25 protein-coding genes, 1 tRNA gene and 4 pseudogenes are annotated in these 23,304 nt (G+C 68.0%); 13 read left to right on the top strand and 17 right to left on the bottom strand.

The window, feature by feature from the left end:
- Positions 1-8 precede the first annotated feature (8 nt).
- From GR130_RS16955 to GR130_RS16945, 4 genes and pseudogenes are all read left to right on the top strand, one after another.
- The gene (locus GR130_RS16955) at positions 9-392 is read left to right on the top strand and encodes a recombinase family protein (protein WP_159505519.1); all 384 of its coding nucleotides are present in this window, start codon (positions 9-11) and stop codon (positions 390-392) included.
- 63 nt (positions 393-455) lie between these two features.
- A pseudogene (locus GR130_RS40530) lies at positions 456-788 on the top strand (MaoC/PaaZ C-terminal domain-containing protein); the annotation flags it as partial.
- Positions 789-855: 67 nt separating this feature from the next.
- A pseudogene (locus GR130_RS40525) lies at positions 856-1,149 on the top strand (IS630 family transposase); the annotation flags it as partial.
- A 121-nt stretch (positions 1,150-1,270) separates the two neighbouring features.
- Positions 1,271-2,104, top strand: coding sequence for an alpha/beta fold hydrolase (locus GR130_RS16945; RefSeq protein ID WP_159505518.1), 834 nt, complete (start codon positions 1,271-1,273; stop codon positions 2,102-2,104).
- Between the two features lie 20 nt (positions 2,105-2,124).
- Here GR130_RS16945 and GR130_RS16940 read toward each other — a convergent pair whose 3' ends face one another.
- Positions 2,125-2,283: a hypothetical protein gene (locus GR130_RS16940; RefSeq protein WP_159505517.1), complete on the bottom strand. Its 159-nt coding sequence runs from the start codon at positions 2,281-2,283 to the stop codon at positions 2,125-2,127.
- Between the two features lie 90 nt (positions 2,284-2,373).
- Between GR130_RS16940 and GR130_RS16935 the strand changes: the two genes are divergently transcribed.
- The 3 genes from GR130_RS16935 to GR130_RS16925 all read left to right on the top strand — a co-directional run bounded on the left by GR130_RS16935 (position 2,374) and on the right by GR130_RS16925 (position 6,947).
- Entirely contained in the window at positions 2,374-2,775 is a 402-nt protein-coding gene (locus GR130_RS16935; protein WP_159505516.1) for a hypothetical protein, read from the top strand.
- A 1,702-nt stretch (positions 2,776-4,477) separates the two neighbouring features.
- Complete coding sequence (locus GR130_RS16930; RefSeq protein WP_236573072.1) at positions 4,478-4,996, top strand: SLATT domain-containing protein; 519 nt, start codon at positions 4,478-4,480, stop codon at positions 4,994-4,996.
- 388 nt (positions 4,997-5,384) lie between these two features.
- Positions 5,385-6,947: an ISL3 family transposase gene (locus tag GR130_RS16925; RefSeq protein ID WP_268977967.1), complete on the top strand. Its 1,563-nt coding sequence runs from the start codon at positions 5,385-5,387 to the stop codon at positions 6,945-6,947.
- On the opposite strand, the gene GR130_RS39825 is transcribed toward GR130_RS16925, so the two are convergent.
- Positions 6,925-7,389 (bottom strand): molybdopterin dinucleotide binding domain-containing protein, encoded by a 465-nt coding sequence (locus GR130_RS39825; protein WP_201304912.1) that lies wholly within the window; start codon positions 7,387-7,389, stop codon positions 6,925-6,927. The two genes, GR130_RS16925 and GR130_RS39825, sit on opposite strands and share 23 nt — an antisense overlap.
- Positions 7,390-7,563: 174 nt before the next feature.
- A complete protein-coding gene (locus GR130_RS16920) occupies positions 7,564-9,258 on the bottom strand; it encodes a molybdopterin-dependent oxidoreductase (protein WP_201304911.1) in 1,695 nt (564 codons plus the stop codon).
- A 381-nt stretch (positions 9,259-9,639) separates the two neighbouring features.
- Here GR130_RS16920 and GR130_RS16915 point away from each other — a divergent pair, with 381 nt between their 5' ends.
- Positions 9,640-10,017, top strand: a complete 378-nt coding sequence (locus tag GR130_RS16915) for a VOC family protein (protein WP_159505515.1) — start codon at positions 9,640-9,642, stop codon at positions 10,015-10,017.
- Between the two features lie 82 nt (positions 10,018-10,099).
- Here GR130_RS16915 and GR130_RS41575 read toward each other — a convergent pair.
- From GR130_RS41575 to GR130_RS16875, 8 genes and pseudogenes are all read right to left on the bottom strand, one after another.
- Positions 10,100-10,273 (bottom strand): annotated as a pseudogene (locus tag GR130_RS41575) (transposase); the annotation flags it as partial.
- Between the two features lie 78 nt (positions 10,274-10,351).
- Positions 10,352-11,251: an NADP-dependent oxidoreductase gene (locus tag GR130_RS16905; protein WP_159505514.1), complete on the bottom strand. Its 900-nt coding sequence runs from the start codon at positions 11,249-11,251 to the stop codon at positions 10,352-10,354.
- 624 nt (positions 11,252-11,875) lie between these two features.
- Positions 11,876-12,142, bottom strand: a complete 267-nt coding sequence (locus tag GR130_RS16900) for a YrhB domain-containing protein (protein ID WP_159505513.1) — start codon at positions 12,140-12,142, stop codon at positions 11,876-11,878.
- The gene (locus tag GR130_RS41845) at positions 12,139-12,318 is read right to left on the bottom strand and encodes a toxin glutamine deamidase domain-containing protein (protein WP_159505512.1); all 180 of its coding nucleotides are present in this window, start codon (positions 12,316-12,318) and stop codon (positions 12,139-12,141) included. The genes GR130_RS16900 and GR130_RS41845 overlap by 4 nt, the downstream gene beginning before the upstream one ends.
- A gap of 223 nt (positions 12,319-12,541) precedes the next feature.
- Positions 12,542-12,673 (bottom strand): annotated as a pseudogene (locus GR130_RS41840) (CbrC family protein); the annotation flags it as partial.
- Between the two features lie 387 nt (positions 12,674-13,060).
- Entirely contained in the window at positions 13,061-13,549 is a 489-nt protein-coding gene (locus tag GR130_RS16885) for a hypothetical protein (RefSeq protein ID WP_159505510.1), read from the bottom strand.
- 184 nt (positions 13,550-13,733) lie between these two features.
- A complete protein-coding gene (locus tag GR130_RS41835) occupies positions 13,734-13,838 on the bottom strand; it encodes a DUF4326 domain-containing protein (RefSeq protein WP_201304910.1) in 105 nt (34 codons plus the stop codon).
- Positions 13,839-14,115: 277 nt separating this feature from the next.
- Positions 14,116-14,262: a hypothetical protein gene (locus tag GR130_RS16875; protein WP_159505509.1), complete on the bottom strand. Its 147-nt coding sequence runs from the start codon at positions 14,260-14,262 to the stop codon at positions 14,116-14,118.
- A gap of 137 nt (positions 14,263-14,399) precedes the next feature.
- Between GR130_RS16875 and GR130_RS16870 the strand changes: the two genes are divergently transcribed.
- Positions 14,400-14,474: transfer RNA gene (locus GR130_RS16870), tRNA-Trp, on the top strand.
- Positions 14,475-14,983: 509 nt separating this feature from the next.
- Here GR130_RS16870 and GR130_RS16865 read toward each other — a convergent pair.
- Entirely contained in the window at positions 14,984-15,664 is a 681-nt protein-coding gene (locus tag GR130_RS16865; protein ID WP_159505508.1) for a hypothetical protein, read from the bottom strand.
- Positions 15,665-16,036: 372 nt separating this feature from the next.
- Between GR130_RS16865 and GR130_RS16860 the strand changes: the two genes are divergently transcribed.
- The gene (locus GR130_RS16860; RefSeq protein ID WP_159505507.1) at positions 16,037-16,195 is read left to right on the top strand and encodes a hypothetical protein; all 159 of its coding nucleotides are present in this window, start codon (positions 16,037-16,039) and stop codon (positions 16,193-16,195) included.
- Between the two features lie 856 nt (positions 16,196-17,051).
- Here GR130_RS16860 and GR130_RS16855 read toward each other — a convergent pair.
- Positions 17,052-17,357, bottom strand: a complete 306-nt coding sequence (locus GR130_RS16855; protein ID WP_159505506.1) for a hypothetical protein — start codon at positions 17,355-17,357, stop codon at positions 17,052-17,054.
- A gap of 347 nt (positions 17,358-17,704) precedes the next feature.
- Between GR130_RS16855 and GR130_RS16850 the strand changes: the two genes are divergently transcribed.
- Complete coding sequence (locus GR130_RS16850; RefSeq protein ID WP_159505505.1) at positions 17,705-17,881, top strand: hypothetical protein; 177 nt, start codon at positions 17,705-17,707, stop codon at positions 17,879-17,881.
- 73 nt (positions 17,882-17,954) lie between these two features.
- Here GR130_RS16850 and GR130_RS16845 read toward each other — a convergent pair whose 3' ends face one another.
- Entirely contained in the window at positions 17,955-18,149 is a 195-nt protein-coding gene (locus GR130_RS16845; protein WP_159505504.1) for a hypothetical protein, read from the bottom strand.
- Positions 18,150-18,518: 369 nt separating this feature from the next.
- Here GR130_RS16845 and GR130_RS16840 point away from each other — a divergent pair, with 369 nt between their 5' ends.
- Positions 18,519-18,977, top strand: coding sequence for a hypothetical protein (locus tag GR130_RS16840; protein WP_159505503.1), 459 nt, complete (start codon positions 18,519-18,521; stop codon positions 18,975-18,977).
- A gap of 359 nt (positions 18,978-19,336) precedes the next feature.
- On the opposite strand, the gene GR130_RS16835 is transcribed toward GR130_RS16840, so the two are convergent.
- Entirely contained in the window at positions 19,337-20,026 is a 690-nt protein-coding gene (locus GR130_RS16835) for a hypothetical protein (RefSeq protein WP_201304909.1), read from the bottom strand.
- Between the two features lie 388 nt (positions 20,027-20,414).
- Between GR130_RS16835 and GR130_RS16830 the strand changes: the two genes are divergently transcribed.
- Entirely contained in the window at positions 20,415-21,536 is a 1,122-nt protein-coding gene (locus GR130_RS16830; RefSeq protein WP_236573071.1) for a PP2C family protein-serine/threonine phosphatase, read from the top strand.
- Between the two features lie 94 nt (positions 21,537-21,630).
- Here GR130_RS16830 and GR130_RS16825 read toward each other — a convergent pair whose 3' ends face one another.
- Together GR130_RS16825 and GR130_RS16820 are read right to left on the bottom strand one after the other, a co-directional pair.
- Positions 21,631-22,692 (bottom strand): C45 family autoproteolytic acyltransferase/hydolase, encoded by a 1,062-nt coding sequence (locus tag GR130_RS16825; protein WP_159505501.1) that lies wholly within the window; start codon positions 22,690-22,692, stop codon positions 21,631-21,633.
- Positions 22,689-23,303, bottom strand: coding sequence for a GNAT family N-acetyltransferase (locus GR130_RS16820; protein ID WP_159505500.1), 615 nt, complete (start codon positions 23,301-23,303; stop codon positions 22,689-22,691). The genes GR130_RS16825 and GR130_RS16820 overlap by 4 nt, the downstream gene beginning before the upstream one ends.
- Position 23,304 lies beyond the last annotated feature (1 nt).

The following is a 23,304-nucleotide window of genomic DNA, read 5'->3' as shown; positions in this document are numbered from 1 at the left end:
GCGCCCACGTGGAGCGGGGCATCGGCTTTACCTCGCTGCACGAGGCGCCCGATACCACCACGCCGGACGGGCGCCTGGTCTTCCACGTCCTTGCGCCCTTGGCCGGGTTCATCCGCGAACTCATCGTTCAGGGCACCAACGAGGGTCTGGACGCCGCCCGAGCCCGCGGCGCCCGACGCGGGCGCCCCCCAGTCATGGCCGAGGAACAGGTGCGTCATGCCTGGGATCTGCTCACCCACCCGGGGAACACCGTCACGTCCATCGCGAGGCTCCTCGGCGTCAGTAGGAACACCATCTACAAGTACCTGCCCGAGTTGCAGGGCGGTGAGGTGGCACACGCCGAGGCGACAGCCGCAGTCGAACTGCCCCAACCTGCGAAGTCCACGGAGTAGTCACTGAATTTGAGGCTGGCGACACGGTTCTTACCGGCATCCCTCCTCGGCCTCCTGCCCGCAGTGCTGCTGCCCAGAAAACGGAAGGAAGAGCCAGATGAACGTCCATCAGGGAGCCGACGGATTCACCGCCCCATCGACGACCGGTACTTCGACGACTACACGGCGGGCGCGGTGTACGAGCACGGCAGCGTCGCGGTCACCGAGGAGGAGATCATCGGCTTCGCCTCCCAGTACGACCCCCAGTCCTTCCACGTCGATCCCGTCGCGGCGCAGCAGGGGCCGTTCGGAGGGCTGGTCGCCAGCGGGTGGCACACCGTGGCCCTGATGATGCAGCTGTTCGCCAGGCACTACCTGTCCGCGGTTGCGAGTCTCGGCAGCCTCGGGGTGGACGAACTGCACTGGCTCAAGCCCGTGCGCCCCGACGACAAGCTCCGCCTGCGCCCCTCACACCGGCGACAAGATCCGCCACTGGGCGAAGGAGAACAAGGCCGAGTTGTGCTTCACCCCGACCTACGCTTCGTGGGCGAACCCGATCGAAGCCCACTTCGGACCGCTGCGGCAGTTCACCATCGCCAACTCCAACCACCCCAACCACACCGTGCAGACCCGGGCTCTGCACGCCTACCTGCAGTGGCGAAATGCCAATGCCCGCCACCCCGATGTGCTGGCCGCCCAACGCCGCGAGCGCGCCCGTATGCGCGGCGAGAAGGGCATCCGCTGGGGAGTTAGACCGCTCACGCCCGCCGTCGCGTGATCTGGCATTGGGTGAATTCCCTGTCCGGGCACGGCGCCGCCGACCTGTGATGGAGTTGTCCGGACCACACCCGGCTTGATTACCGCGTTGGGCCGGAGGCACTACCGAGAGGAAAGCACCCGTGAGTGAATGGCACCTGACCGAGACATTCCGGAGCACGTCCGGCGACGTCCGCTGGGACAGTCTCGGACGGCCTGGCCAGGATCCGGTCGTCCTTCTTCACGGCACCCCCTTCTCCTCGTATGTCTGGCGTGCCGTCGCCCGCTCACTCGCCCGGCGCCACCAGGTGTTCGTGTGGGACATGCCCGGCTACGGGGCATCGGAGAAGTCCGCCGGCCAGGATGTCTCCCTGGCTGCCCAGGGCCGGGTCTTCACCGAGCTCCTGAACCACTGGGACCTGGAGGACCCCCTGGTGGTCGCCCACGACTTCGGCGGTGCCGTCTCCTTGCGGGCACATCTGCTGCACGGCGCCGGTTACCGCGCGCTCGCTCTGGTCGACCCGGTCGCATTGGCACCGTGGGGGTCGCCGTTCTTCCGGCTCGTCGGCGAGCACTCAGAGGTGTTCGAGCAGCTGCCGCCCGCACTGCACCACGCTCTGGTGCGCGAGTACGTAAGTTCGGCAAGCAGCCCCGGCCTGCACCCAGCCGTCCTCGACCGGCTCGTCCGGCCCTGGCTCGACGACCTCGGCCAGGCAGCCTTCTACCGGCAGATCGCCCAGGCCGACCAGCTCTACACCGATGAGGTGCAGGACCGGTACGGCGAGATCGACATTCCGACACTGGTGTGCTGGGGCCAGGACGACACCTGGATTCCCATAGCGAAAGGACGCGAACTCGCCGGCCGCATCCCAGGCGCGCGACTTGAGCCAATCGCAGGGGCGGGCCATCTCGTCCAAGAAGACGCACCCGCCGAACTCACAGCCGCTCTCATCGCCTTCCTGCAGCACTCCCGCTGACACCCAACAACCCCGCGAACCTAATCCTGATCATCCTCGCCCGAAGTAAGGGCTTTCTCCAGGCCGACGATGGCACGGGCGGTGGGTTCGAAGGCCTCGTGCAGGTAGTTGGAGCCGAAGGGCGCATTGAGAACTACTTCGCTCAGCACACCAGCGAACGGCCGTCGTGGCGTGAACATCCCATCCTGGGAGGAGCTTCGGCCATCGGATCAAAGAACCAAGCACGCGGCCCTCCTGCACCGGTGCCCTGAGGTCGACCATGCCCCTGGATGCGCCGGTCGCGGCCGGCTGTCCGAACGACGGCTGTGCTCGTCTGCTGCTACCGGCCGTTACCCCTATGGAGGGGTCCCGATGACCGGATCACCGCCGTCTTCGTACCGCCACTCGCGCCGAATGTCGGCCCTGCCCGGCGCGGTGGGTGTCGTGACCGCCCTAACGCGGCGAAAAAGCGCCTCTCCCCCCTCGACAAAAAGGACAAGCCATCCTACAACGTCACCGTCGCCTACGGCGACCCCAAGTCGGTCGTCCCGCGTGACATGACGGTGGCGATGACGGTGAAGAAGGAGATCAAATTGACCATCCCCAACCAGGACAGCACACCGCAGAAGGAAACCGCTCTGAAGAGGCAGCTCAACAACGGGCTCAAAGCCGCTGGTTGCCCGACGGCCTAACGCGAACAGTCCGACTGAGAGTGGGCCCGTCCCGCTGCTGGGCGGGCCGCACCGCGCCCCGCCATGCGCCTGCTACGCGTGCGGCTCCACATGATTCGGGCGGTTCAACGGGTTACGCAGTCAACTTGCCTACATCGGGGCAGAATGGTGGCACACCGACGGCGTACACGGTGCTTGCGGACTCTGAGTCCGTGGCTGCTGCGGAGCTGGAGCGGCTATGCCGGGCTCTCGACCTGACGCCGTTGGGTGCCCCGTCCGTTGTCCTTGGCCGCGGCAGGTGGCTCGCACGGGCATCCGAACCAGAGCGGCCATGCGCCAGGGCGGGTGCGGAGGTGGATTAACCCAGCCGCGGGTGTCAGCGCCGCTTGAAATCTGGCTCTGGCTCAACTTGTGTCACTCTTCGTGGCGCAGACCCCAGCCGATTCGAACGTGAAGTATCCCGAAAGGAGCGGGACTTGATGCCCGTCAGGGAGAAGGTGCGGGGCCATGAACGAGGTGCCGCCCTGCCTGCCGACGATACTGTTCGCGTCGCTCGCCGACGTTGTCGTGACGTCGATCGACACCGGTGAAGACGAGATACGTTGCGGGGATGGTAGGTCGCCCGGTCCAGGCACGTCGGGCGGAACAGGCGAAGGCGACGACCAGCAGGACGTTGGAGTGGATCGTGAAGTAGCTGAAGAACCGACCCAGGTTGTGGGAGGCGATCACCTCCACGTCAGGGCCGCGAGCGCGCGGAAGGCTGCCGCGACGGGGCCCGCCCCTCCGAGGAGGGGAACGTGGGGGCGCCCCCGCGACGGGCCGACCTGGCAGGGTCATGAACTCTGTGGAAGCAGCAAAGGCCTTGGACATGGTGGGGGGGCCAGATCGAACCTCCGGACGGAGTTCGTGGTAGACACGAGGGAGCCGCCAAGTAGGCGGCCGAAACGACACGGGGGATACGCATCCGATATGCAAGCTATACAGACAGCATCCAGTAACACGCCGATTTACGAAGCTCTGGTCGCTGAGCGCGGCGATGTCCTCAATGATCTCCGAGAGGCCGCAGCGGAAGCCCAACTGGCCACATCCCACTCGTCGGGCTGGAGCAACCTGCACGAAGACCGAACTACCGCCTCATGGCAACAGGCGAGGTCCCACTCCGCCTCTAGCGCCGCAGGGGGCGCCGCGCCCCAGAGGCCACATATGTCGTCTCGCGTGACGTCCGCGTTCGGGTAGCGAACCTCAGAAACGTTGCAACGAGCGTCGGCGAGAGGCAGTTCGACCTCTCGCCGACTGCTTGCCTGCGAGCGTTCACCTACGACGCTGAACCAACGTCCTACCGCCCTACCCCCGCCCGTATGCCACGCACCCGCAGTGGTAGCGCTGTAGCCAACTCCCCACGGCCAACCCAGCACAAGAGCAAGGGGTGCGGTTCTGGACAGCCTGCGTGCACCAGGCACGAGCCCAGCCGTCGTCTCGAGTCGGCTGGGCGGACCGAGGTGCCGAACGCTGGGGGATAGCGCTCAAGGCCCCGTGCCTGCCATGCGGCAGGCCTTGTTCCTCGCGGGCGGGAGCTGCCGCCACAAGGCTCAACCATCCGCGCGGAGATCAGGCGGCGCGGAGTCGGCGCTGGGGCATGGCCCGGTAGGAGCCGGCCCGCGACTCACGGTGCGCTCTTGACAGTGACTTCACAGTCGGGCGAGATGGTGAGTGCGCATTGGGCGTGACTGTCGAGGCGGGGGTGCACATGGTGGCAGATGGCGGCGTTCCGAACTGCGCCGAGATACTGGAGCGTTGGAGCCGTGGCTTACAGATGCTCCATGTGGCTCACAACATCGCCTCGGAGCGATTCGATCACTGGAACCGCGTCAGCGGCATCACCACAGCCATGCTGTCCGCCGTCGTCGGTACAACACTCTTCGCCTCACTCTCGGCCTCCGGCCTCACAGGTGTTCGTGTGGTAGCCGGCGCCGCCAGCCTGTTGACGGCCGCGCTCAGTGCCGGGCAACTGGTCTGGAACTACCCCGAACTCGCCTCGCGCCACCGAGCCGCTGCTGTGCGCTACGCAGCCCTCCGTCGACAGGTGGAACTGCGGTTGGCGAACCGGGACCAGATGACCGAGACAGACGTCGACGTCACATCGTCCGAGTGGGAAGAGATCGAACAGTCGGCCCCACAGCTGCCGATCGGTGTCCGCCGCCATGCCAGGAGAGAGATCGCCAGCGTCCCGCCACGCGCCTGAGCACCGCACCTGGCGACACCACACTGTCCGGACCAGAATCCGACCGGCACGTCACCATAACTACAGGGCAAAGGCTGTCTGATGCGGCACTGGCAGCGCAAGTACGGATAAGCTGCAGCCCCACGTGCCGGTTGTCCGCGACCACGACCAGCCGCAGCCAGGGAATACCACCCTGTCCATGCCGTCATCGGACGTCCTGCTGGCCGCGCCGCCCCCACGAATTCGCATCGGAGCCAGCCTCAGGGCGATACGCCTACCGACATCACCTTCGACGGTCGACTCTCCGCACCCCGACACTAACCCCAACCACTCTGGTTACACCGCTCGTTTGGCCATGTCTCACTTTCGGTGGTGACGGAGAGTCGTGAGGGTCGTTGACATCGGCGTGATGGATGTCAACGAGCTTGTGCAGACGGTGTTTTCTGGTCTGTCTCCGCTGGTCATCGAGGGCGTGGTCGACGAGGGTGAGCGGATCGTGGTGCGGGCACGAACTCCGCAGGATTCCGCGGTCTGTCCGGTGTGCCGGGCGTCGTCGGGACGCGTGCATGGCTATCGCTGGCGGACGGTGGCCGACGTCCCGGTTGGCGGCCGGCGGGTGGTGGTCCGTGTGCGGGTGCGGCGTCTGGTGTGTCCCACGCGCGGCTGCCGCCACACCTTCCGTGAGCAGGTGCCCGGGGTCCTGGAGCGTCACCAGCGCCGCACAGCCCGTCTGACCAGGCAAGTCATCTCCGTGGTGCGGGAGTTAGCGGGCCGGGCGGGAGCCCGCTTGTTGGCGCTACTCGCGATGGGCCTGTCGCGTCACACGGCCCTGCGCACCTTGTTGCGCATCCCGCTGCCCGGCGGCCGGGTACACCGCGTGATCGGCGTCGACGACTTCGCTCTGCGCCGGCGCCACCGCTACGCCACCGTGGTAATCGACGCCGAAACCCATGAGCGGATCGACGTACTGCCCGACCGCACGGCCGACACTTTGGAGGCGTGGCTGCGCGAGCATCCAGGCATCGAGGTCGTGTGCCGTGGCGGCTCCGCGACCTACACCCAGGCCATCCGCCGCGCCCCGCCGGACGCGGTCCAGGTTGGTGATCGCTGGCACGTCTGGCGCAACCTGTCCGAAGCCGCCCTGAGCGAGGTGAAGGCGCACAGCAGCTGCTGGGCCACCGTCCTGGACGCGCCCCTGTACGACGGACCCCGCGCACAGACCACCCTGGAACGCTGGCACCAGGTCCACGACCTGCTCGACCAGGGCGTGGGCCTGCTCGAATGCGCCCGCCGCCTACAACTGGCCCTGAACACCGTCAAACGCTACGCCCGAGCCGATCGGCCCGAGCGCATGCTCCGCGTCCCCAAGTACCGCGCCGGCCTCGTCGACCCCTACCGCGAGCACCTGCGCACACGCCGCGCCGAGGACCCCGCCGTCCCCATCCAGCACCTCTTCGAAGAGATCAAGGCCCTCGGCTTCACCGGCTGTCTCAATCTCCTGCACAAGTACGTCAACCAAGGACGCGCGGACGCCGACCGCAGCCACACCTCCCCGCGCAGGTTCGCCCGGATGCTGCTGACCAGGCCCGACAACCTCAAGGCCGAACATCACGAACTCCTGGCCAAGCTCACCACAGCCTGCCCCGAGATGACTCAACTCGCCAGCCACATCACGGAGTTCGCCCAGCTCCTGACGCCTCACGCAGGAAATACCGACGCGCTCGCGCGCTGGATCGCCCAGGTCCGCGCAACCGACCTGCCCCATCTGCACGCCTTCACCCGCGGCCTGGAACGAGACCGCGACGCCGTGATCGCCGCGCTACCCCGTCGTCTGTCGTCTCAGCCGGGCGTCCCTGGAGGGCCGTGCCGCATCGGCTGGGGGCGGTCGGCGCCGAGGATGAGCTGCGCAGCCTGCACATCGTCGCCGCCCGGCGCGCGGTCAGGCCGACCTACTTCTCCGGGTCTGCTATAGGAGGTGGGTCGAACGCTGTGACCGGGGGCGGATTGTCGTGGCGCTCGACTTCGACCAGGCAGGTCTGGGCAGCCGAGCCCTGGGACAGTTGGGAGGTGCCCTTGTCCAGGGTGACGACGTTCGGATTGCCGTGTTTCTCCAGAGTGCCCGGCGCGCCCGGAGTCAGGGGGTCGTACCAGGCGCCGGTTGCGATCTGGGCGACTCCGGGCAGCAGTGTGTCAGAGTCGGCGATCCGCAGGCCCGCGAGGAAGGAGCCCCGGTCGTTGAACACCCGCACCACGTCGCCTTCCTGCATCCCGCGGTGCTCGGCGTCGGCGGCGTTCAGGAGAATCGGCTCGCGGTCGGCGATTTTGGCTTGGCGGCTCAGTGGCGCGTTGTCGAGTTGGCTGTGCAGGCGATGTGCCGGCTGGTTGGTCAGCAGGTGCAGGGGATAACGGGCCACGGTCGGGCTGCCGAGCCACTCCGCCGGTTCCAGCCAGGTCGGGTGCGCGGGGCAGTCCTCGTACTGGTAGGACCGGATGGTCTCGCTGACCAGCTCGATCCGACCGGACGGCGTGTTCAGCGGGTGCGCGTCGGGGTCCGCGCGGAAATCACCGAGGAGGACCGGGTGTTCCCGCTAGCTGGAGAACTCGTACATCCCGCTGGTCCAGAACTTGTCGAAGTCCGGCGATGTGAAACCGCGCTGGGTGGCGATGCCGCGAGCCTGGTCGTACATGTGCCGCAGCCACTGCATTTCGTCGCGCCCCGCGTGATAGCCCGGTCCGAAGCCGAGCCGGTCGGCCAGCTCCGCGAACGTGTCGAAGTCGTTTCGTGCCAACCGATAGGGGGGCAGGACCCGATGCATCGCGATCCAGAATCTGCTGTGGTCAGCGGCCTGGATGTCGTTGCGTTCCAGCGTGGTGGTCGAGGGCAGCACGATGTCGGCGTGTCTGGCCGGCGGTGTCCACCAGGGTTCGTGCACGATCACTGTGCCGGGCCGCTGCCATGCGGCCACGAACCGGTTGAGGTTGAGGTTGTGGTGGAACGGGTTCCCGCCGGCGGAGTACACGAGCTCGATCCGCGGCAGCCGGATCGTTTTCCCGTTGTGCGGCAGCGTTGCGCCGGGATTCAGCAACAGATCTGCGACCCGGCCCACCGGGATCCGCGTCGACACCGGGTTGGGTCCGAGCGGAAGCGTGGGGCGCGGGATCCCGGCCGGACGGTCGAGGCTGATCCCGCTGGTCGCTCCGAATCCCAGGCTGAAGCCTCCGCCGGGCAGACCGATCTGACCCAACATGCTGGCCAGCGCCACGGTCGCCCATACCGGCTGCTCGCCGTGGTCCGCCCGCTGCACCGACCAACTCGTGTTCACCAGAGTTCGGGTGGCCGCCATCCGGCGGGCCAGCCGGTCGATCACCTCGGCGGGCACCCCGGTGATCTGGGCCGCCCAGTGTGCGTCCTTGCGCTGACCGTCGGACCGGCCGGTCAGGTAGCGCTCGAACTCGGCGTAGCCGACACACCGGCTCGCGACGAACTCCCGGTCGACCAAGCCCTGGGCCACCAAGGTGCCCGCCAGGCCCAGTAACAGGGCGAGGTCTGTGTTGGGCCGGATAGGGATCCACTCCGGCGCGGCGGATTGCATCACGTCCTGCCGGCAGGGGCTGACGCAGACGATCTCGACGCCGGCCGCGCGGGCGGCGCGGAACCAGTCCGCGTTGTCGTGGTTGACCGCGCCACCGGAGTCGATCTGAGTGTTCTTCAACGCGGCGCCGCCGAACAGCACCAGCAACCGCGTGTGCGCCACCACCTCGGGCCAACGCACGACGAGATTGTTGATATCGGCGCGGCCGATGACATAGGGCATGATGCCCAGCGCCGCACCGAAGCTGTGGTTGCCACTTTTGTCGGTGTAACCGCCGAACAGTCCGAGGAACCGCTTCAACACGCTCGGCGCGTGGTGTAACCGGCCCGCGCTGGCCCAGCCGTAGGAGCCGCCGTAGATCGACTCGTTGCCCACCCGCTCCCGGGTGTCCAGCAACGCGTCGCACACCAACTCCAACGCCTTGTCCCAGCTGACAGGGACGAAGTTCTCACTCCCGCGGTCGGCCCGGCTGGCGCCGCGGCGGCGCAGGTAGCCCTCGCGGACATATGGCTGGTCTATACGCAGCTGATCATGCACGATCGCCGGCAGGCTGGCCTGGATCGGCGGAGGATCGGGATCGAACGGGACGCCCGTGGTCGCCATGACCTCGTCGGTGGCCTCGTCGGTCTCCACCCGGTACACGCCCCAGTGCGACGCGGTTTGAGTGGTTCTGGCAGGCTTTGCCCTCATCCCGAACTCCTCCCTGCGCAGCCGCCGCTGTCGAGTCAACCGAACATCGCGGCGGGACCATTCCGCCCGCCCATCGGCCGATATCGCTGTCGGGGGGAAACGAGGGCAGCCGGAACAACCTCGTCGGTCAACTCCGCTGGGAACGCCCACGTCAACACACCCAGCGCGATGTGATCCGACAGCCGCTCGTCAACCGGCGGCTTGACCTGCCCGGCCCGTGGCACAGCACCCTTCCCGCACTACACGCTACAGGCAACATCAACCCAAAGTCAGCGGCATCGACCCTAGCCCGAAAGGCCGTTGGCGAAGGGGCGAGCCTGGTACTCGGCAGCTCGGGCCGCTGGACGACTGTACGAACATCGGGCGGTGACGGATACTCAAATGGGAAATAAGGACGTCATCGTCAATTGCCGGGACCTTGAGCGGCTGGCTGCGTTCTGGTCCGTGGTGCTCGGCCGTCCGATCGTGGCCAGGACCGGCCCGTTCGTCTGGCTGGCCAGAGCTGGCGGCCCGGGTCTCGGCCTTCAGCGGGTGGAGGGACCGAAGAGTGGCAAGAACCGCGTCCACTTCCACGTCTCCGCCCCCGACCCCGCCGCTGCGCAACGACGGATCGAGGCCCGGGGCGGTCTCCGACTCCAAGAGTTCGCCGGCAGCGGCTTCCTGGTCATGGCCGACCCGGAGGGCAATGAGTTCTGCGTCATCCCCCCGGGACCGTTCGACGTCGACGGCCAAGGCAGAGCGGACTACCTGATCGCCTGAGCTGCGCGGGGCTGGCGAGCTCGCGGTGGCCTAGGTTCTCCGCGCGCCGAGCGGATCTCGCACGGCGCCAGCTTGTGCCACATCAGGCAACGTTCGCCCTGTTGACTACCTCGCGGAGCCGTACATCGGTTGCGTGCTTGTTCCGCCAGATGATGTAGCGGCGGAACATGCTGCCTTGCTCCTTGTGGCTGGCGTGGTCGGTGCCGTCGAAAGCGAAGTAGCGCAGGGCGGTGAACTGGGCCTCGATGCGGTTGAGTCACCTATCTCAGCCCGACGACTTCTCGATCGGCGGGCACCGTGGCCCAGCATCGGGATCGGGCGGTGCCCGGTCGGGTCATGCTCGGGTGAGCACGATCTTCTTTCCCCCGGCCCGTCCGGTAACCACCCGGGCGAACGCAGCCGGTCCCTCGCTCAGCGGCAGGGGTTCCGGTGCGAGTTTCAAGGTTCCCGCGGCGGCCTGCTCCGCCAGCTGGACGAGCTGCGTGGCGTTGGGCTCGACGTAGAGGTCCCAACTCGTGATGCCTCGTTCCTTTGGAGGCGCGTCCGAGGTCAGGGAGCACAGTCGGCCGCCGTCCCGCACCAAAGGCAGGGCGGCGTCCGCCGTGCTGGTGGCGACGATGAGGGCGGCGTCGAACCCGCCGCGTACCTTGGCCGACCAGTTCGGGTCGTGGTAGTCGACGACCTCCATCGCTCCCAGACCGAGCAGGCGCTCCGCGGCGGCAGCAGACGCGGTCGCGGTCACCTCGATGCCCTTGGCCGCGGCGAGCTGGATGGCCAGGGCTCCGGTGGCCCCGCCTCCGTTGGTGATCAGGAGCCGCTGTCCTCGGCTGAGGTCCAGCTTCTCCAGGGCCTGCAACGCGGTGAGTCCGTTGACCGGCAGCGCCGCCGCGTGCACGGCGTCCAGCCCGGGTGGGCAGGCTGCCGTGTGATCCGCGTTGATCAGAACGCGTTCGGCCCAGAAGCCGCTTCCCCCGGGCAGCGGGGCCTCATGTGCGAGCACCCGCTCGCCTACGGCAAACCCGGCGACACCCGCGCCGACAGCCAGCACCTCGCCCGCGCCCTCCACTCCCAGTGCCGCCGGGGGGCGCAGCCCCACGTCCCAGCCAGCGCCGTTTAGCAGTTCGTCCCACGGGCCGACCCCGGCCGCCTCAACCGCCACCAGGATCTGACCGGGCCCGGGAGATGGCGGTTCGGGCAATTCCAGCAGGGCGACTTCCTTCTCGGCCCCGGACACTCCGCATGCCTTCACAGCAGATCTTTGTCCTCTCACTCAGTCCGGCCGACCGGGAGGTACGGGCCGGAAACCCAAAGCAGGCACCAGTCTCGACCTCGGGATCCTCTACAGAGGTCGCTCGTGGTCTCAGCCGCATTGGTGTCGAGCCTATGCAGCTAGCGACCCGGACATGTGGCCTATTTCGCGCAAACGGGTGGCGAGCCAGCCACATAAATGGTGCGTACGAGTTGTCGGCCTTCTCGGGGCACAGGCACCGGCCTCCCAGCGCTTGAGCTGGGCGTAAGCGGTTTCACGCACTGGCTGGCAGCGGCGCGGGGGCCGCGGGGATCGCGCTTCTGGCCGGCGGTGTGGGTGTGCGGTTGTCGCGGCGTGCGACGGCCGCGGAGAATGAACGGGCCCGGTGGGAGCGGTCGTTGGTGTGCCGGGGGGTGCACCTCGGTGTTCCCGCAGGAGGATGCCGTTGCGCTGGGAGTTCGAACGCGAAGAGGCCGCCGCCCGGTTGGGTGGGGGCCTTCCTGCCGTCAGTCGTCGGCCGACTCGTTGATGTGCTTCAGCCTGGTGTGCGGGGTGACGAGGTCGGTGCGAGATGCCGGACCGGTGGTCGAGTAGCCTGCAGCGAGTTCGCTATTCGCTCCATAGCGCTCGTTCTTCGATGGTTCCTAGGCGAGCGTTGCCCGTTGTGAGGTCTACCAGGATCGGCCAGCAGTCGAGCAGCATGTCGCGGGCGTCGCGGGTTTCCAGGTATTGCTCGGAGTTGAAGGGGACAATGAGGAGTCCGTTCTTTTCCAGCACGAGTTCATAATCGATCTTGAGGGCTGGATCATAGAGTCCCGTTTCCCGCACGAGCAGCTCTTCCGCCACCTTCAACGCTTCGGATCGACTGAGCGTCATTTTATCCTCATAAACCGATAGCTACTGCATCCCGTAGATGCCGCGCGACCGCTCTGCGCATCCAAAAATATCACATCCCCGTCGCGATTAATTACATTGAATACATGGCCGCCGCGTGGGTCCTGCCCGAAGACGACGTCCCGCCCCGTCGCCTGCTGAATTAATGCCTTTGACAATGCCGGAAAGGGACCTGGTAACGAACCCCTTACCCGGGAAGTACTTCTCTAGTGACGTAAGGGAACCACGGCCTATTTCGAAAAGGGCGGACGCTGGCGCGCCGTCCAGGGTCCGCTCAACGCCCCGACACAGGCGCGACAATTGGTTTTCCCACCTCCGGGGTAGCACCTCTCTGGCCACGTCGTCCCCCACAACGTCTCCGCTGAAGTGGGCCTCGTACCTCCCGGCGGCACTCCCGCCCGCGATGCACCACGGACACAGTCGGCCGTCTGGTTCCTCGGCGGCGTAGACGGGGCCTGCATAGACGTATCCGCGTTTCTTCCCGCAGCACACACAGGCCGCGTCGGAGACCACCACGGATCTGGTAGCCAGCGGGTCGGGGTGATACGGGAAATCTGGAAGAACTTCTTTCACAGTCAGCGACCGTAACAACCAATGTTGATCCGGCAGCACCCAGTGGAACCGAGCCTGGGGCCGGCCGGAAGATAAAAAACAAGCTGAGCAGCCAACAACGTCCGGCTCGCTCCGCCAAACCGCACCCCAGCTCCAACGCCGAGCGTGCCTCGCGCAGGTTCCGGGCGCGGCATCTGGCCGGCAACCTGGCCCGTCGACTGGCGACCGTGGACTGAGCGCGCGACGAAACGAGACACTCGGCTGGGAAACCCCCAACCGAGCGTCTGTCTACACCGCTCGCCACCTGATCGACCGACCAAGGTATTGCGGCCCCAAGGGACTTGCCAGCTATCGGGGGATGAAGCCGGCGGGAAAGCATGCACTCAGAGAGGGATCCCAGAATTGGCCGAGGGGGTCGCAAGACTGTTTTTGCTGAGCGGACTGCTGGACTACTACTACCTGCTGGTTGTTCTGCTGTTGCTGTTGGTCTACCTCCGTGAAGCTGGTGGCCAAGTCGACCTCGTCATTGACCTGATAGGGCTGGACGCCGTGGTTGACATCGAGCCAGTGCTGGGTCGTGCCGGTCAGGTTGCCGCTGATTGTGTGGGTGCCGGTGTCGCCGCGGGACAGGTCGGTGTCGACGTCGGTGAGGATGCCCGTGTCGGGGGCCTCGCCGGTAACGGTGCCGCCTTGGACTATGTCGCCGTTCGTGAGGACGTAGGCGAAGTCGACGGTGAGCCCCGGCTGGGCATGCGCTGGGGCACTCAGGGTTACGATGCCGCCGAGCGACAGACCCAGGCTGCACGCGACGGCCGTTAGTGTGCGTCGTACCCCCATAGGTTCCAACCCTTCAACTGGGAGCCGATTCGCTACTGAGCGTCGAGGTATGGACGGTCGGCGTCAATGGCCAAAAGCAGTCGGTTCGAGCTGCCTTGAGGCACGGCCACGTCCGTGCGCCGCCGACCGAGTCAGTGCGCCGTCCACGATGTGCCCGGAGCGGCTCAGGACCAGCCGTCAGGCGTCACGCACCGTGCGCGAGCCCGAGGAGCACGTCCGCGTGGCAGGGCAGTGGGCTGCACCAGCACATCAGGTCACGTCCGGCCAGATCCTGGCGGGCGCGCTCCAACAGCTGGGCTGTGAGTTCAGCCAGCTCTCGTACAGCTCGACGGCCAAGGCGTGAGCGTCACGGCGATCGTTGGCGGGGATCTCGGTTAGGACGCCATGCGGCGCCTGATCGCGGGCGCCGGCCGAGTTCACGAGCCAGCCGGTTCCGGTGCAAGTCTCGGCGAGGCGCCACGGGTTGCCCCACTGGGTACCGCGACCGACGTACACGGGCGGGCGCCCCTGAGAGTCGAGCGGTGTCTTCCACCCGCGAGTGCGCTTCCGCTGGACACGGGCTGACATCACACCTGCACCTCTGCGATGGCCGGCGGGTCGGGAAGCATGCGTCCGTCCTCGTCGACCAGGCACACGCTGTGGAGCCCGAACCCGCCCAGCCGGTACACGCCGTCCGGCCGTCCTTCGGCCAGGTCCGCCATCTGGCGGCCCATGCGGCGGATACGTCACAAGAACTCGCAGGCGTCCTCCGGCTGCGGGCAGGGCGAACGCCTGCCGGGCGGTGTCCTGTTGGGCGGCTGTGAGGGCGCTGCGGATGGCGGGGGTCGGGGGCCCGTAGGGTATGTGGGGCGGAGCCGTAGCGCAGTGGTCGTCGCGCGCGGTCTCCAAAACCGCGAGGACGCCGGTTCGAATCCGGCCGGTTCCGTCTCTCCTGTGATGTCCGCGTGCTCGTCTGTGTACAGCCTTGGCCTGGATCCTCGCCTCGGACGAGTCGTTCGCCGAAGGGCACATGGTTCCCGCTGGCTTGCCTCAAGGGCGTGCCCATCAAGGTGGCAGCGGGTGCCCAGCTGCCGTCGATGTCCCCGTACTGGTTCAACGGACCGCTTGGAAGCCCGAGTTCACGCCGAGTTACCTTCGGAAATGCTGAACGCATGGCCCTCCGCCTGGTATCAGTGGACGCGCAGCGGGCGCTGGAGGTGCCGGTCCTGCTGCTCGTGGCCGCGAACAGCAGGACCCTCCCGCAAGCCCTCGGCTTCGCTCGAGCAGGGGACCCCCATCCCGGACGAAGTGGCGGCGAGGGCCGCTGAGACGCTGCCGCGCGTCGAGACCGCCGTACTGCCCGGCGTCTCCCATCACGGGCTCCCACCGTCCAAACCGCCGGACCTCGCCGGTCGCCTCACCGTGTTCCTGTCCGGCGCCTGATGCTCCCGGGCCTCACCCCACCTTCTCGATCAGTGCATGGCGGATGAGGAACTTGCCCGGTTCCCGGACCTGTTCGAAGGCCGCGTTGTCGAGCAGGACGCAACTGCCGGAGACCGAGGTGACCTTCACCGTCGTGGACTTCTTGTTGTCCAGGTTGGTGACCTTCAGGGCCGTCCCCGCCGGGAACTGGTCGCTGGACGCGGCCGGGGCACCGCCCTCGCCGGAGAGCGTAACGGTGGAGCCGTTGCAGACCTGCTGACCGGATGCGGCGGCACCACCGGCGCTACCGCCTCCGCCGGCGGCGGACTGCGAGGGCTGTGCGCTCACCTGGGCGCCACCGGCCTGCTGCTGCCCCGTCTGGGAGCCCTGAGCCGACTCCCCAACGGTGCAACCGGCCACCTTCTGCTGGACCTTGATCTGCGCGACGACCGCCTGCCTGTTGGCGATCCGGGCCGCCGACTGGGCGTCCGGATTCGCCTGCTGCCCGGCGATGAACCGCTCGTTGTTGCCGAGAGCGGTGGCGAGCCCCTGGCAGACGGTCGAGTCCCCGGCCGACAGCGTCTTCGCGTGCTGCACGGGCTGGGCGGCGTTGGACGTGCTGGCGAGCGCGAAGGCCCCGCCACCCGCCACCGCCGCGGCACCGACGAGCAGCGCGATCGTCTTCTTCGGACCGAGAGTTCTCCTGTGCGACATGCGTGCCTCCTGAAGAGGTAGGGGAACGTATGTCGCAACGTACGAGATACCGAACGAGGTCACTCAGCGACTGCTGGAATCGCTGCTCTCTCCGCAAACCCCGGTGGCAGCAGCATCCAGTGTGCTAAGGGATCGCAGAGAATCAACGTGTTGCTTCCGGTCCGGTATGCGCGCCTCTAAGTTGATCCTCGCCCACAGGGCGAACATGAGTGCACATGCGACTGAGGCGCTCACGTCACCGTGATCACGTCCCTGCGGCCATCGAGACTCGCTCCCTTTGCGACCAGACGAAGCCGCCGGTTGACCTTGCCCCTACGAGAACCCACAGCCTCAGTTAGCCAACCGAAGTGTCCGACAGGAGGAGGAGCGAGCATGGGCATCGAGATCCATCGGCTGCGTTATAGGGAGCTGCTTCGCGCAGCCGACCACTACCGCCTCGCGCCCGAAGCCATGAAGAGCAAATCGGCTCCCCAAGCCGCCACGACCAGGATGCGTCGACCGCGTCGATTCCGCCTGCCGGCCCGGACCTAGAGAGCGCCCTCGAATGCGCATGATGGCACCCCCTTCCGCGGGGTGAATCAATGATCCTGGTCGTGGTGGCGCGGTCCGGTGGCCGTGCCCGCTCTGCAACAAGACGTTCGACGTCAGCTTCGCTCTCGTCGCTCCTGGCCGAGGTCGGGAGGGCCGAACGGACCAGCGTGCGTGAGCCGAGTGGGCAACGTTCACGTCTACGCTGTGGACTCTCCGTGGCCGGGGAATCACTCGACGGTGACACATGCTCCCGTGACCTGCGGGAACCGCTAGACGAGCTCGCGGCCATCTCGCGACCGAGGCCCCGAACTCCTACAGCAGCCGCTTGAAGGCACGCCGCAGCCGGAAGACGAGCAAGCGAGGTACGCATACGCCATAGGCATGTGCCATCGCATCACCAACAAGAGACGAACCACGCCTGCCGCTCCTGACCCTGTGCGAGGCACGCGCCACGGTGGAGCTGCGCCAGCTGCTGGCCGCGGGACAGGCGAAGGCGCGTTCGCGGCGCGGCACCTCGCAGGGAATCTGGCACGGCGGCTACCGGCCGACGGCTGAGCGCGACGTAGGCTCGCCAGGAGTCGGGGCGGAGCCTTCCCCGCAGACTGCGTTCCCGTCCGGATCCCCCGGGCGGCGTAACCCGCCCGCTCCGTCGGCGCGTTCCACTTTGACAATTCCCAGGTGCTGATTGCTTGACCTTCATGGGGCAAAGTGGACCGTCCTGGCACCAGAGTGCGGGTAAGCGCCGTCGTTCCCCGGCAACGCGTCAGGTATGGCGATCGTGGGTCCTGGCTGGCGTCACAGCGCTTGTGGGCAGTGTGGTCGCTGCCCTCTTCAGCCTTTTCGGCGCTACGTCGCATCAGCCGTCCGTGCCGCCCCCCGCTACCGCCAGCGCGAACCCTGCGTCTCCCACCGTGCAGCCGTCGGAGAGTTCCTCTGGGTCGAGCCCCGCATCTCCGTCGGCGCTGCCGTCGGCAAGTCCCCCTGCGACGAGTTCACCGGTCCCGACGATGCACCCGTCGGCGAGCGTTCCGGTGAACACTCCCAGCGGGCAACCCATCGCGATTACGGTGAACCTCTCGCAGCCTGGCGGAGGCAGGTCCAACGTGACTACCTGGATCACATCGGTGGGGTCGGTACTGACCCCGATCGGGGTCGCGATCATCACTTTCTTCCTCGGCCACCGGTCCGGCCAAGCTCTCGCAGCAGAGTCGATCGAGCCGTTCAAACAGAGGGTCGTGGGCGTTCCAGTGAGAGTCCGTCGGCCCAGGGGGAAGAGCACTCCGAGGCGTTGACGGCACCTGGCGGGCAACCCGGCCCGGCGACTGCCGGCCGCAGATCGAGCGTGACGAAGGCTCGCAGGCCGAGGCGGCACCTTGAGTCGGGGTTGCCCAAGTGGCACCGGCGCAGCATCGGAGTGACCTGGCCGCCAGCTGGAGGAGGCTCGGGTGGCGGGGGAACGGACGGCGAATGATCCTGCCGACAAGTCGCCTTGACCAGTGGAGGTCCCCCGTGAAGCACCTGACCGTTCTCGCTACAGCAGTAGCCGCCTCAGCACTGATCGTCCTTGGAGCCGGCCCCGCCAACGCCGACGACCACTACAAGCCCACTGTCGTAACTGCCCAGCTCGGAACTGTCCGGATCACCGACGGCCTTCACAGCGTCGGCTCCTGGCTTCTCGGCGACTGAGCTCCTCCCAGCGAGCGTTCATCGGGTCGGGCTGGTCGTCTCCAGATCGAAGCCGGCCACCCGCCTGCAGTGGCTAGACGCTGTACTTGGCCATGTTGGATCGGAAATCGTCGTCGTCGTCGACGCGGGTCTGGAGTGCGGCGTCGAGGACGGCCTTGCGTGCGGTCTCTTCCGGGGTTCCGTCGGTGCCGGTAGCCAGGTAGTCGGGTGCCTGCCGCAGGTGGGTGTCGAGGGCGACGGTGATGGTGGGAGTCTGCTGGCGTGCCATGGTTTTCTCCTTGGTTTCGCTGGGTTGCAGTGGGCGTTGGTCAGTTGGCGTTGTCGTCGCGGGCTTGGGCACGTGCGGCGGCGAGGACTTCGCTCCCGCGGCCGGCCGAGATGGCGCTGAGCGGTTGTCGTCGCCGAGGTGGGGGTTCTTGCCGGCGAGCCACGCGCGGGCGATGTAAGGGCCCTCAGCGGCAGCCAGCAGGGCGAACACCCTCCGGGCGGTGTTCTGTTGAGCGGGGGTGGTGAGTGGCGGGACGTTGTATCGACGCTGGGTGTTGGGACCGAGGTGAGGCCGAAAACAGATCACCGGTTCGAGGGGTTTGACGCAGTGTGTGTCCCATGGGTGACCGGCCCTGATACGTCTTGCCCTATGACATTTGCATCCAGTGCTCGACGCACTGCCGTCATAGCCGCCGCCCTCGTCGCCGTCACCGCTGCCCCCGCCTCCGCGGCCGGTCCCGGCCGCGTCCACGCTGTTCCCAATCCGGCTCCGCACCTCGCTCCGGCGCTGATCGACTGTCTGCGCCACGACCAGGTCGAGCCACGGGAGTACATGCTGGCCTGCGCGGATGGCAACAACGACCTGCGCGGGCTGCGCTGGGCCGACTGGACCGCCCGCACCGCGCACGGCGTGGGCCGCCAAGTGGCCAACGACTGCCTCCCGGACTGCGCCGAGGGCCACTTCCACACTTTCTGGGTGGGCGTGGAGGCGTACCGACCGGTCGCGCGCCCGGATGGCAAGGCGCCGCATTTCTCCCGGCTGAAGGTCGTCTACCTCGACAACCGCCCGCCGGGCTCCGGCCCCTCGCAGACCTACCTGCTCAGTTGACCGGCCGTCGAGCCCTGTCCAGCGGGTGCAGCCGGCGCCGGTGCGCACCAGGTACTCGAAGTCACCGTGCAGGTCCGGGCCCTCAACGGCCACGATGACGCCGGTTCCGCCGGGCAAAGTGCGCGCCCAGATCTTGACACCGTGGAAGACACGGGTACCGGGTTCGAGACGGATGGTCACAGTTCCCTCCAGCTGCCGACGCCGGCCGCAGGTCATAGGGCGGGGTCGGCGCATCGTCCGCGTCGTGGAAGGTGACGGTCATGGCGTCGGGTCCTGCCGCGAACTGGCCGTCTTCTTCCCGCGCCTTGGCGTGCACCGGGTCGCGTCGCCCGGCGACTCCGAAGCCGGTGGCTCTCCCCTCATTGCGCCGGTGCGCCACCAGGCCGGAGGCCGAACGCCGTGGCGACCCGCTCGGCGAGATCGCCCTCGGTCATGGTGGTGTCGACCTCGATGGTGCGCAGTCGAAGCCGCTCGGCCTCCCACTGGAGTCGGTTGGTGAACATGCGATCGCGTTCGTCCAGGTTGCTGTCGGCCTTCTCCGGATCGCTCGTCCTCGCGGTGAACCCTCCCCCGCGCACGGCCCGGCTCCGGATGGCTGCCTGGCGGAACCGGGGCGTGGGCAGGAGCCAGACGGCCTGGCCGGGGACGGTGAGCAGAGGTTCCACGAGATGCGGCAGGAGCCGGAAGCCCTCGACGACGACGCAGGGCTCCTGCGGTAGTCGGAGGAGGTCTTCCAGGATCAGGGCGAAGCCCTCGCCCCGGAACCAATGGAAGGTTTCCAGCATGGTCTCGGGAGATCGGTTCACCCATCGCTCGTCCATGTCCATGGCGATGAACTCGTGCAGGAACGGGGCCTCTTCGGGGGTGGTCCGGCGTGCGTGATCCCCCATCACGTCGTCGGTCGCGTAGAGATGCCAGCCGTACCGATCCGCAAGTCGGCGGGCCGTCGTCGACTTGCCCGCACCGCTGCCGCCACCGATCCAGTAGACATGCCGCAGCCGCTGGGCCGGCCGCCCCGCGCCCCCGTGGCCGCCGTCACTGTCGTTCACCGCGCGACTCCCTCCGCTGTCGACCGCGCCAAAAGAACCACGTTCCGTATCATTCCCGGAACATTGTTTCGTTCTGCCTGGATGCCGGGTCAGGCTCGGCAAGCAGCCGGCCGGCGCCCGGCGGGCCGGACGTGCCGAGCCCGCCGCGGGTGCCGCCTGCCATGTCCACACCGCGATCCTGGCGGAGATCTCCGCGGCCGTCGACCTTGTCTCCGGCGGTCGGCTCGACTTCACGTCGGCCCGGACCGGCGGTGCGGACCCACCCGTGATGCCGTTGTCGCTGTCGTCGTCGCCGGACGCCCCCTGCCGCGCGCTCACGACTGGCAGTCGTGATCCGGCCCGAGGATGCTTGAGGTGTGGTACAGCGCGACAGAGCGGGAGCGGGGACGTGAGGGCGCTGGGCGCGGTGCGCACCACCGTCGGACGATGGTGTCTGCGCCACCTTCAGCTGCTCCCCGTCCTCCTGCTGGCCGGAGGTGCCCTGGTCGACTACGTCACCCCTCCGCATGTCAGTGCGGAAGCCTTCTACACTGCCGCGCCGATGACCGCTGCCGCGCTGCTGTCACTGCGCGCGACCGTCCTGGCGGGCATCGGAGCCTGTGCCACCGACATGGCGCTGCTCGCCCACTTCGGCTTCCTGCGGCAATCCGGTGGGCTGAGCGAGCTGGCGGCGGTCGTGACCGTCTCAAGCCTGGCCGTCGTCGTCAACCGCCTCATGTACTACAGCTACGTACGGCTGCAATCCGCACGCAGGATCGCGCTGGCCGCGCAGCGCGCCGTGTTGCCACAGCCGCCATCCTCGATCGGGCCACTGCGGATCGCGGTGCGCTACCAGGCGGCCGTGAAGGACGCCCAGATCGGTGGGGACTTCTACAGCGCGCAGGACACCCCGTACGGCGTGCGCTGTCTGGTCGGCGACGTACGGGGCAAGGGGCTGGACGCGGTCAAGGTGGTGGCGGTGGCCATGGGGGTGTTCCGGGAGGCCGCCGAGGAGGAACCCACGCTCGTCGGGGTCGCGGCCCGCCTGGAGCGGGCACTGCTGCGGGAGAGAGAGCGGCGGACGGGGCCCGAGCGGACCGAGGGGTTCGTCACCGGCGTGCTGGTCGAGATCCGGCCCTGCGACGACGAACTGCGGCTGGTCAACCGCGGCCACCCCGCGCCACTGCTGCTGCATGCCGGCCGGGTGCACAGCGCGGAACCGTCCGAGCCGGCGCTTCCCCTGGGGCTGGCGGAGCTGGCAGCCGGCCAGGACCGGGCCGACACGGTGCCCTTCCCCTCAGGGGCCACCCTCCTGCTGTACACCGACGGCCTGAACGAGGCGCGCAACCGCGCCGGAGACTTCTACGACCCGGCGACCGGGCTGGCCGGCGGCGAGTTCGCCGGGCCGGATGCGCTGCTCGACGCCCTGCTCTCCGCCGTGAACCACCACACCGGTGGCCGCAGCAGCGACGACATGGCGCTGCTCGCGGTCACCCGTGCACCGGCCGCGCCGGGCGACGAGACTGGTTGATGGACCGTGAACGGTGCGACGTGACGCCGTAAGCCTGCTGCGTCAGCCCTCCTTCGTCAGCCCTGCGCGGGGTGCTCCCTTTGTCTGCCCTCCGCTACAGGCGGAAGGTCTGCGTATGGGACAGTGACGGGTCGCCGGGGCGTACGTGCAGTTCGCCGCGGTCGGGGAACATCACGACGGCCGCCACGGTGCGCTCGGCGCGGATGTCGCCGCGGTCGGGGACGCAGATCGGCGGCTGCGCCATGAGGGCGAAGTGCTCCTCCGCGCCCGCGTCGGACGGCAGTTCGTCCAGTCCGGCGGTGGCCGCCTTCAGCCTGCGTACCGAGGAGTTGCGGGCGAAGACGTTGATCTCGTCGCCCGGCGCGAAGTCGGGGTGCAGGAAGTGGTTGGTGTGGACGGCGTGGGGTCGGGCCGGGTCGTCGGGCTCGATGACCCGGAGGTCGTCGTCGAGGATCTCGACGCACAGCGCTCGCCGCCGGTCGCACAGCACGATGGTCCGGGAGCTGGCGAGCGGGAGGGTACGCAGGATCTCCAGGGCTTCGGTGACGTCCCGTGCGGTGTCCAGCAGGTGGCGGATGGCGAGGTAGGGCGGTACGCCGGGGTGCCAGTCACCGCCCAGGACCAGGTTGAGCCCCACGGCGAGGCCGTCGCTGTTCAGGCCGAGGTAGCCGAGCAGGCCGCCGAAGCTGAGCACCAGCGAGCGGCGGGGTGAGGCGGTGCGGGCGATCTCCAGGACGCCGAGGTAGTCGTCCAGGTTGCCGTTGAGGTCGACGGTTTGGGAGAGGACCGGGACGGTGTGCCCGGTGCGGGCGTAGGTCGTGCAGTCGCCGGCGGTCGGGATCCGGTGGTAGCCCATGATCTCGCGGCGCAGTTGCAGCAGCCATGCCTCGTCCTGGGTGATCCCGGCGCCCGCCGCGAGCCCCGCGATCTCCGCTGCCTGGTCCGGCAGGGCCGCCGCGACCGCCGCCCGGTAGGCGGCGATCGACGGCAGCAGCCCCTCCCAGGTGACCGGCTCCTGCAGGACCTTGTTCAGGCGGCAGAGCGAGTCGTCGAGGAAGGTGCGCAGCGGACCGGCGAGGGCCTCGCCGTGGGCGCGGCCGACGGCGAAGGGGTCGCCGGACGCGCGGACGAGAGGGATGCCCCCGCCCCCGGTCATCCGACGGCGTCCAGCTGGGTGACCTTCGGCTTGGTGGCCAGCTCCTGCTTCACCCGCGGCCATTCGGCGCGCAGGACGCTGTAGAAGATGGCGTCGCGGCGGCGTCCGCCGGGCATGAAGTTGAAGCTGCGCAGGGTGCCTTCCTCGACGGCTCCGATGTTGCGCAGGCCGCGTCGGGCCTGGGTGTTGAGGATGTCGGTCTTGAACTCGACGCGTTCCGCGTGCAGTTCCTCGAAGGCGTGCTGCAGCAGGAGGTACTTCGCCCAGCGGTTGATGCCCTGGCCGCGGAAGTCGCGGCCCAGCCACGACCAGCCGATCTCCAGCCGGGCGTCGGCCTCGGCCATGTTGCCGTAGCTCATGCTGCCCGCGACCCGGCCGCCGGCCTTGTCGATGATGACGAAGACGACGCGCCGGCCGGCCGCCTGGTCGGCGAGGCAGGCGTCGAAGAACTTCTCGAAGTCGGCGTCGGTCTCCACCGCGGAGACGAAGTAGCGCCAGATGTCGGGGTCCATGGCGACCGCCCGGACGGGCTCGCGGTCCGCTTCGGTGACCGGTCGCACCAGGAGGTGTTCGTTCTCCAGGACCGCTGCTGCGTGCTGTGCCCAGGCCATG

This window comes from Streptomyces sp. GS7, assembly GCF_009834125.1.
Taxonomy (GTDB): domain Bacteria; phylum Actinomycetota; class Actinomycetes; order Streptomycetales; family Streptomycetaceae; genus Streptomyces.
Note: the sequence above shows the minus strand (reverse complement) of the source record. Positions and strands in the feature narration are given on the sequence as shown.

What these genes read in the sequence shown, in the direction of transcription:
- GR130_RS16885 (WP_159505510.1), bottom strand. Translation starts at nt 13,549, where the DNA reads ATGGGGGTACGACGCACACTAACGGCCGTCGCGTGCAGCCTGGGTCTG.
- GR130_RS16845 (WP_159505504.1), bottom strand. Translation starts at nt 18,149, where the DNA reads ATGGCACGCCAGCAGACTCCCACCATCACCGTCGCCCTCGACACCCAC.
- GR130_RS16855 (WP_159505506.1), bottom strand. Translation starts at nt 17,357, where the DNA reads ATGATCGCGACCCCGATCGGGGTCAGTACCGACCCCACCGATGTGATC.
- GR130_RS16925 (WP_268977967.1), top strand. Translation starts at nt 5,385, where the DNA reads ATGGATGTCAACGAGCTTGTGCAGACGGTGTTTTCTGGTCTGTCTCCG.
- GR130_RS16860 (WP_159505507.1), top strand. Translation starts at nt 16,037, where the DNA reads ATGGGCATCGAGATCCATCGGCTGCGTTATAGGGAGCTGCTTCGCGCA.
- GR130_RS16900 (WP_159505513.1), bottom strand. Translation starts at nt 12,142, where the DNA reads ATGACGCTCAGTCGATCCGAAGCGTTGAAGGTGGCGGAAGAGCTGCTC.
- GR130_RS16865 (WP_159505508.1), bottom strand. Translation starts at nt 15,664, where the DNA reads ATGTCGCACAGGAGAACTCTCGGTCCGAAGAAGACGATCGCGCTGCTC.
- GR130_RS16935 (WP_159505516.1), top strand. Translation starts at nt 2,374, where the DNA reads ATGCGCCGGTCGCGGCCGGCTGTCCGAACGACGGCTGTGCTCGTCTGC.
- GR130_RS16940 (WP_159505517.1), bottom strand. Translation starts at nt 2,283, where the DNA reads ATGTTCACGCCACGACGGCCGTTCGCTGGTGTGCTGAGCGAAGTAGTT.
- GR130_RS16840 (WP_159505503.1), top strand. Translation starts at nt 18,519, where the DNA reads ATGACATTTGCATCCAGTGCTCGACGCACTGCCGTCATAGCCGCCGCC.
- GR130_RS16920 (WP_201304911.1), bottom strand. Translation starts at nt 9,258, where the DNA reads ATGAGGGCAAAGCCTGCCAGAACCACTCAAACCGCGTCGCACTGGGGC.
- GR130_RS16825 (WP_159505501.1), bottom strand. Translation starts at nt 22,692, where the DNA reads ATGACCGGGGGCGGGGGCATCCCTCTCGTCCGCGCGTCCGGCGACCCC.
- GR130_RS16915 (WP_159505515.1), top strand. Translation starts at nt 9,640, where the DNA reads ATGGGAAATAAGGACGTCATCGTCAATTGCCGGGACCTTGAGCGGCTG.
- GR130_RS16875 (WP_159505509.1), bottom strand. Translation starts at nt 14,262, where the DNA reads ATGGGCCGCCAGATGGCGGACCTGGCCGAAGGACGGCCGGACGGCGTG.
- GR130_RS16820 (WP_159505500.1), bottom strand. Translation starts at nt 23,303, where the DNA reads ATGGCCTGGGCACAGCACGCAGCAGCGGTCCTGGAGAACGAACACCTC.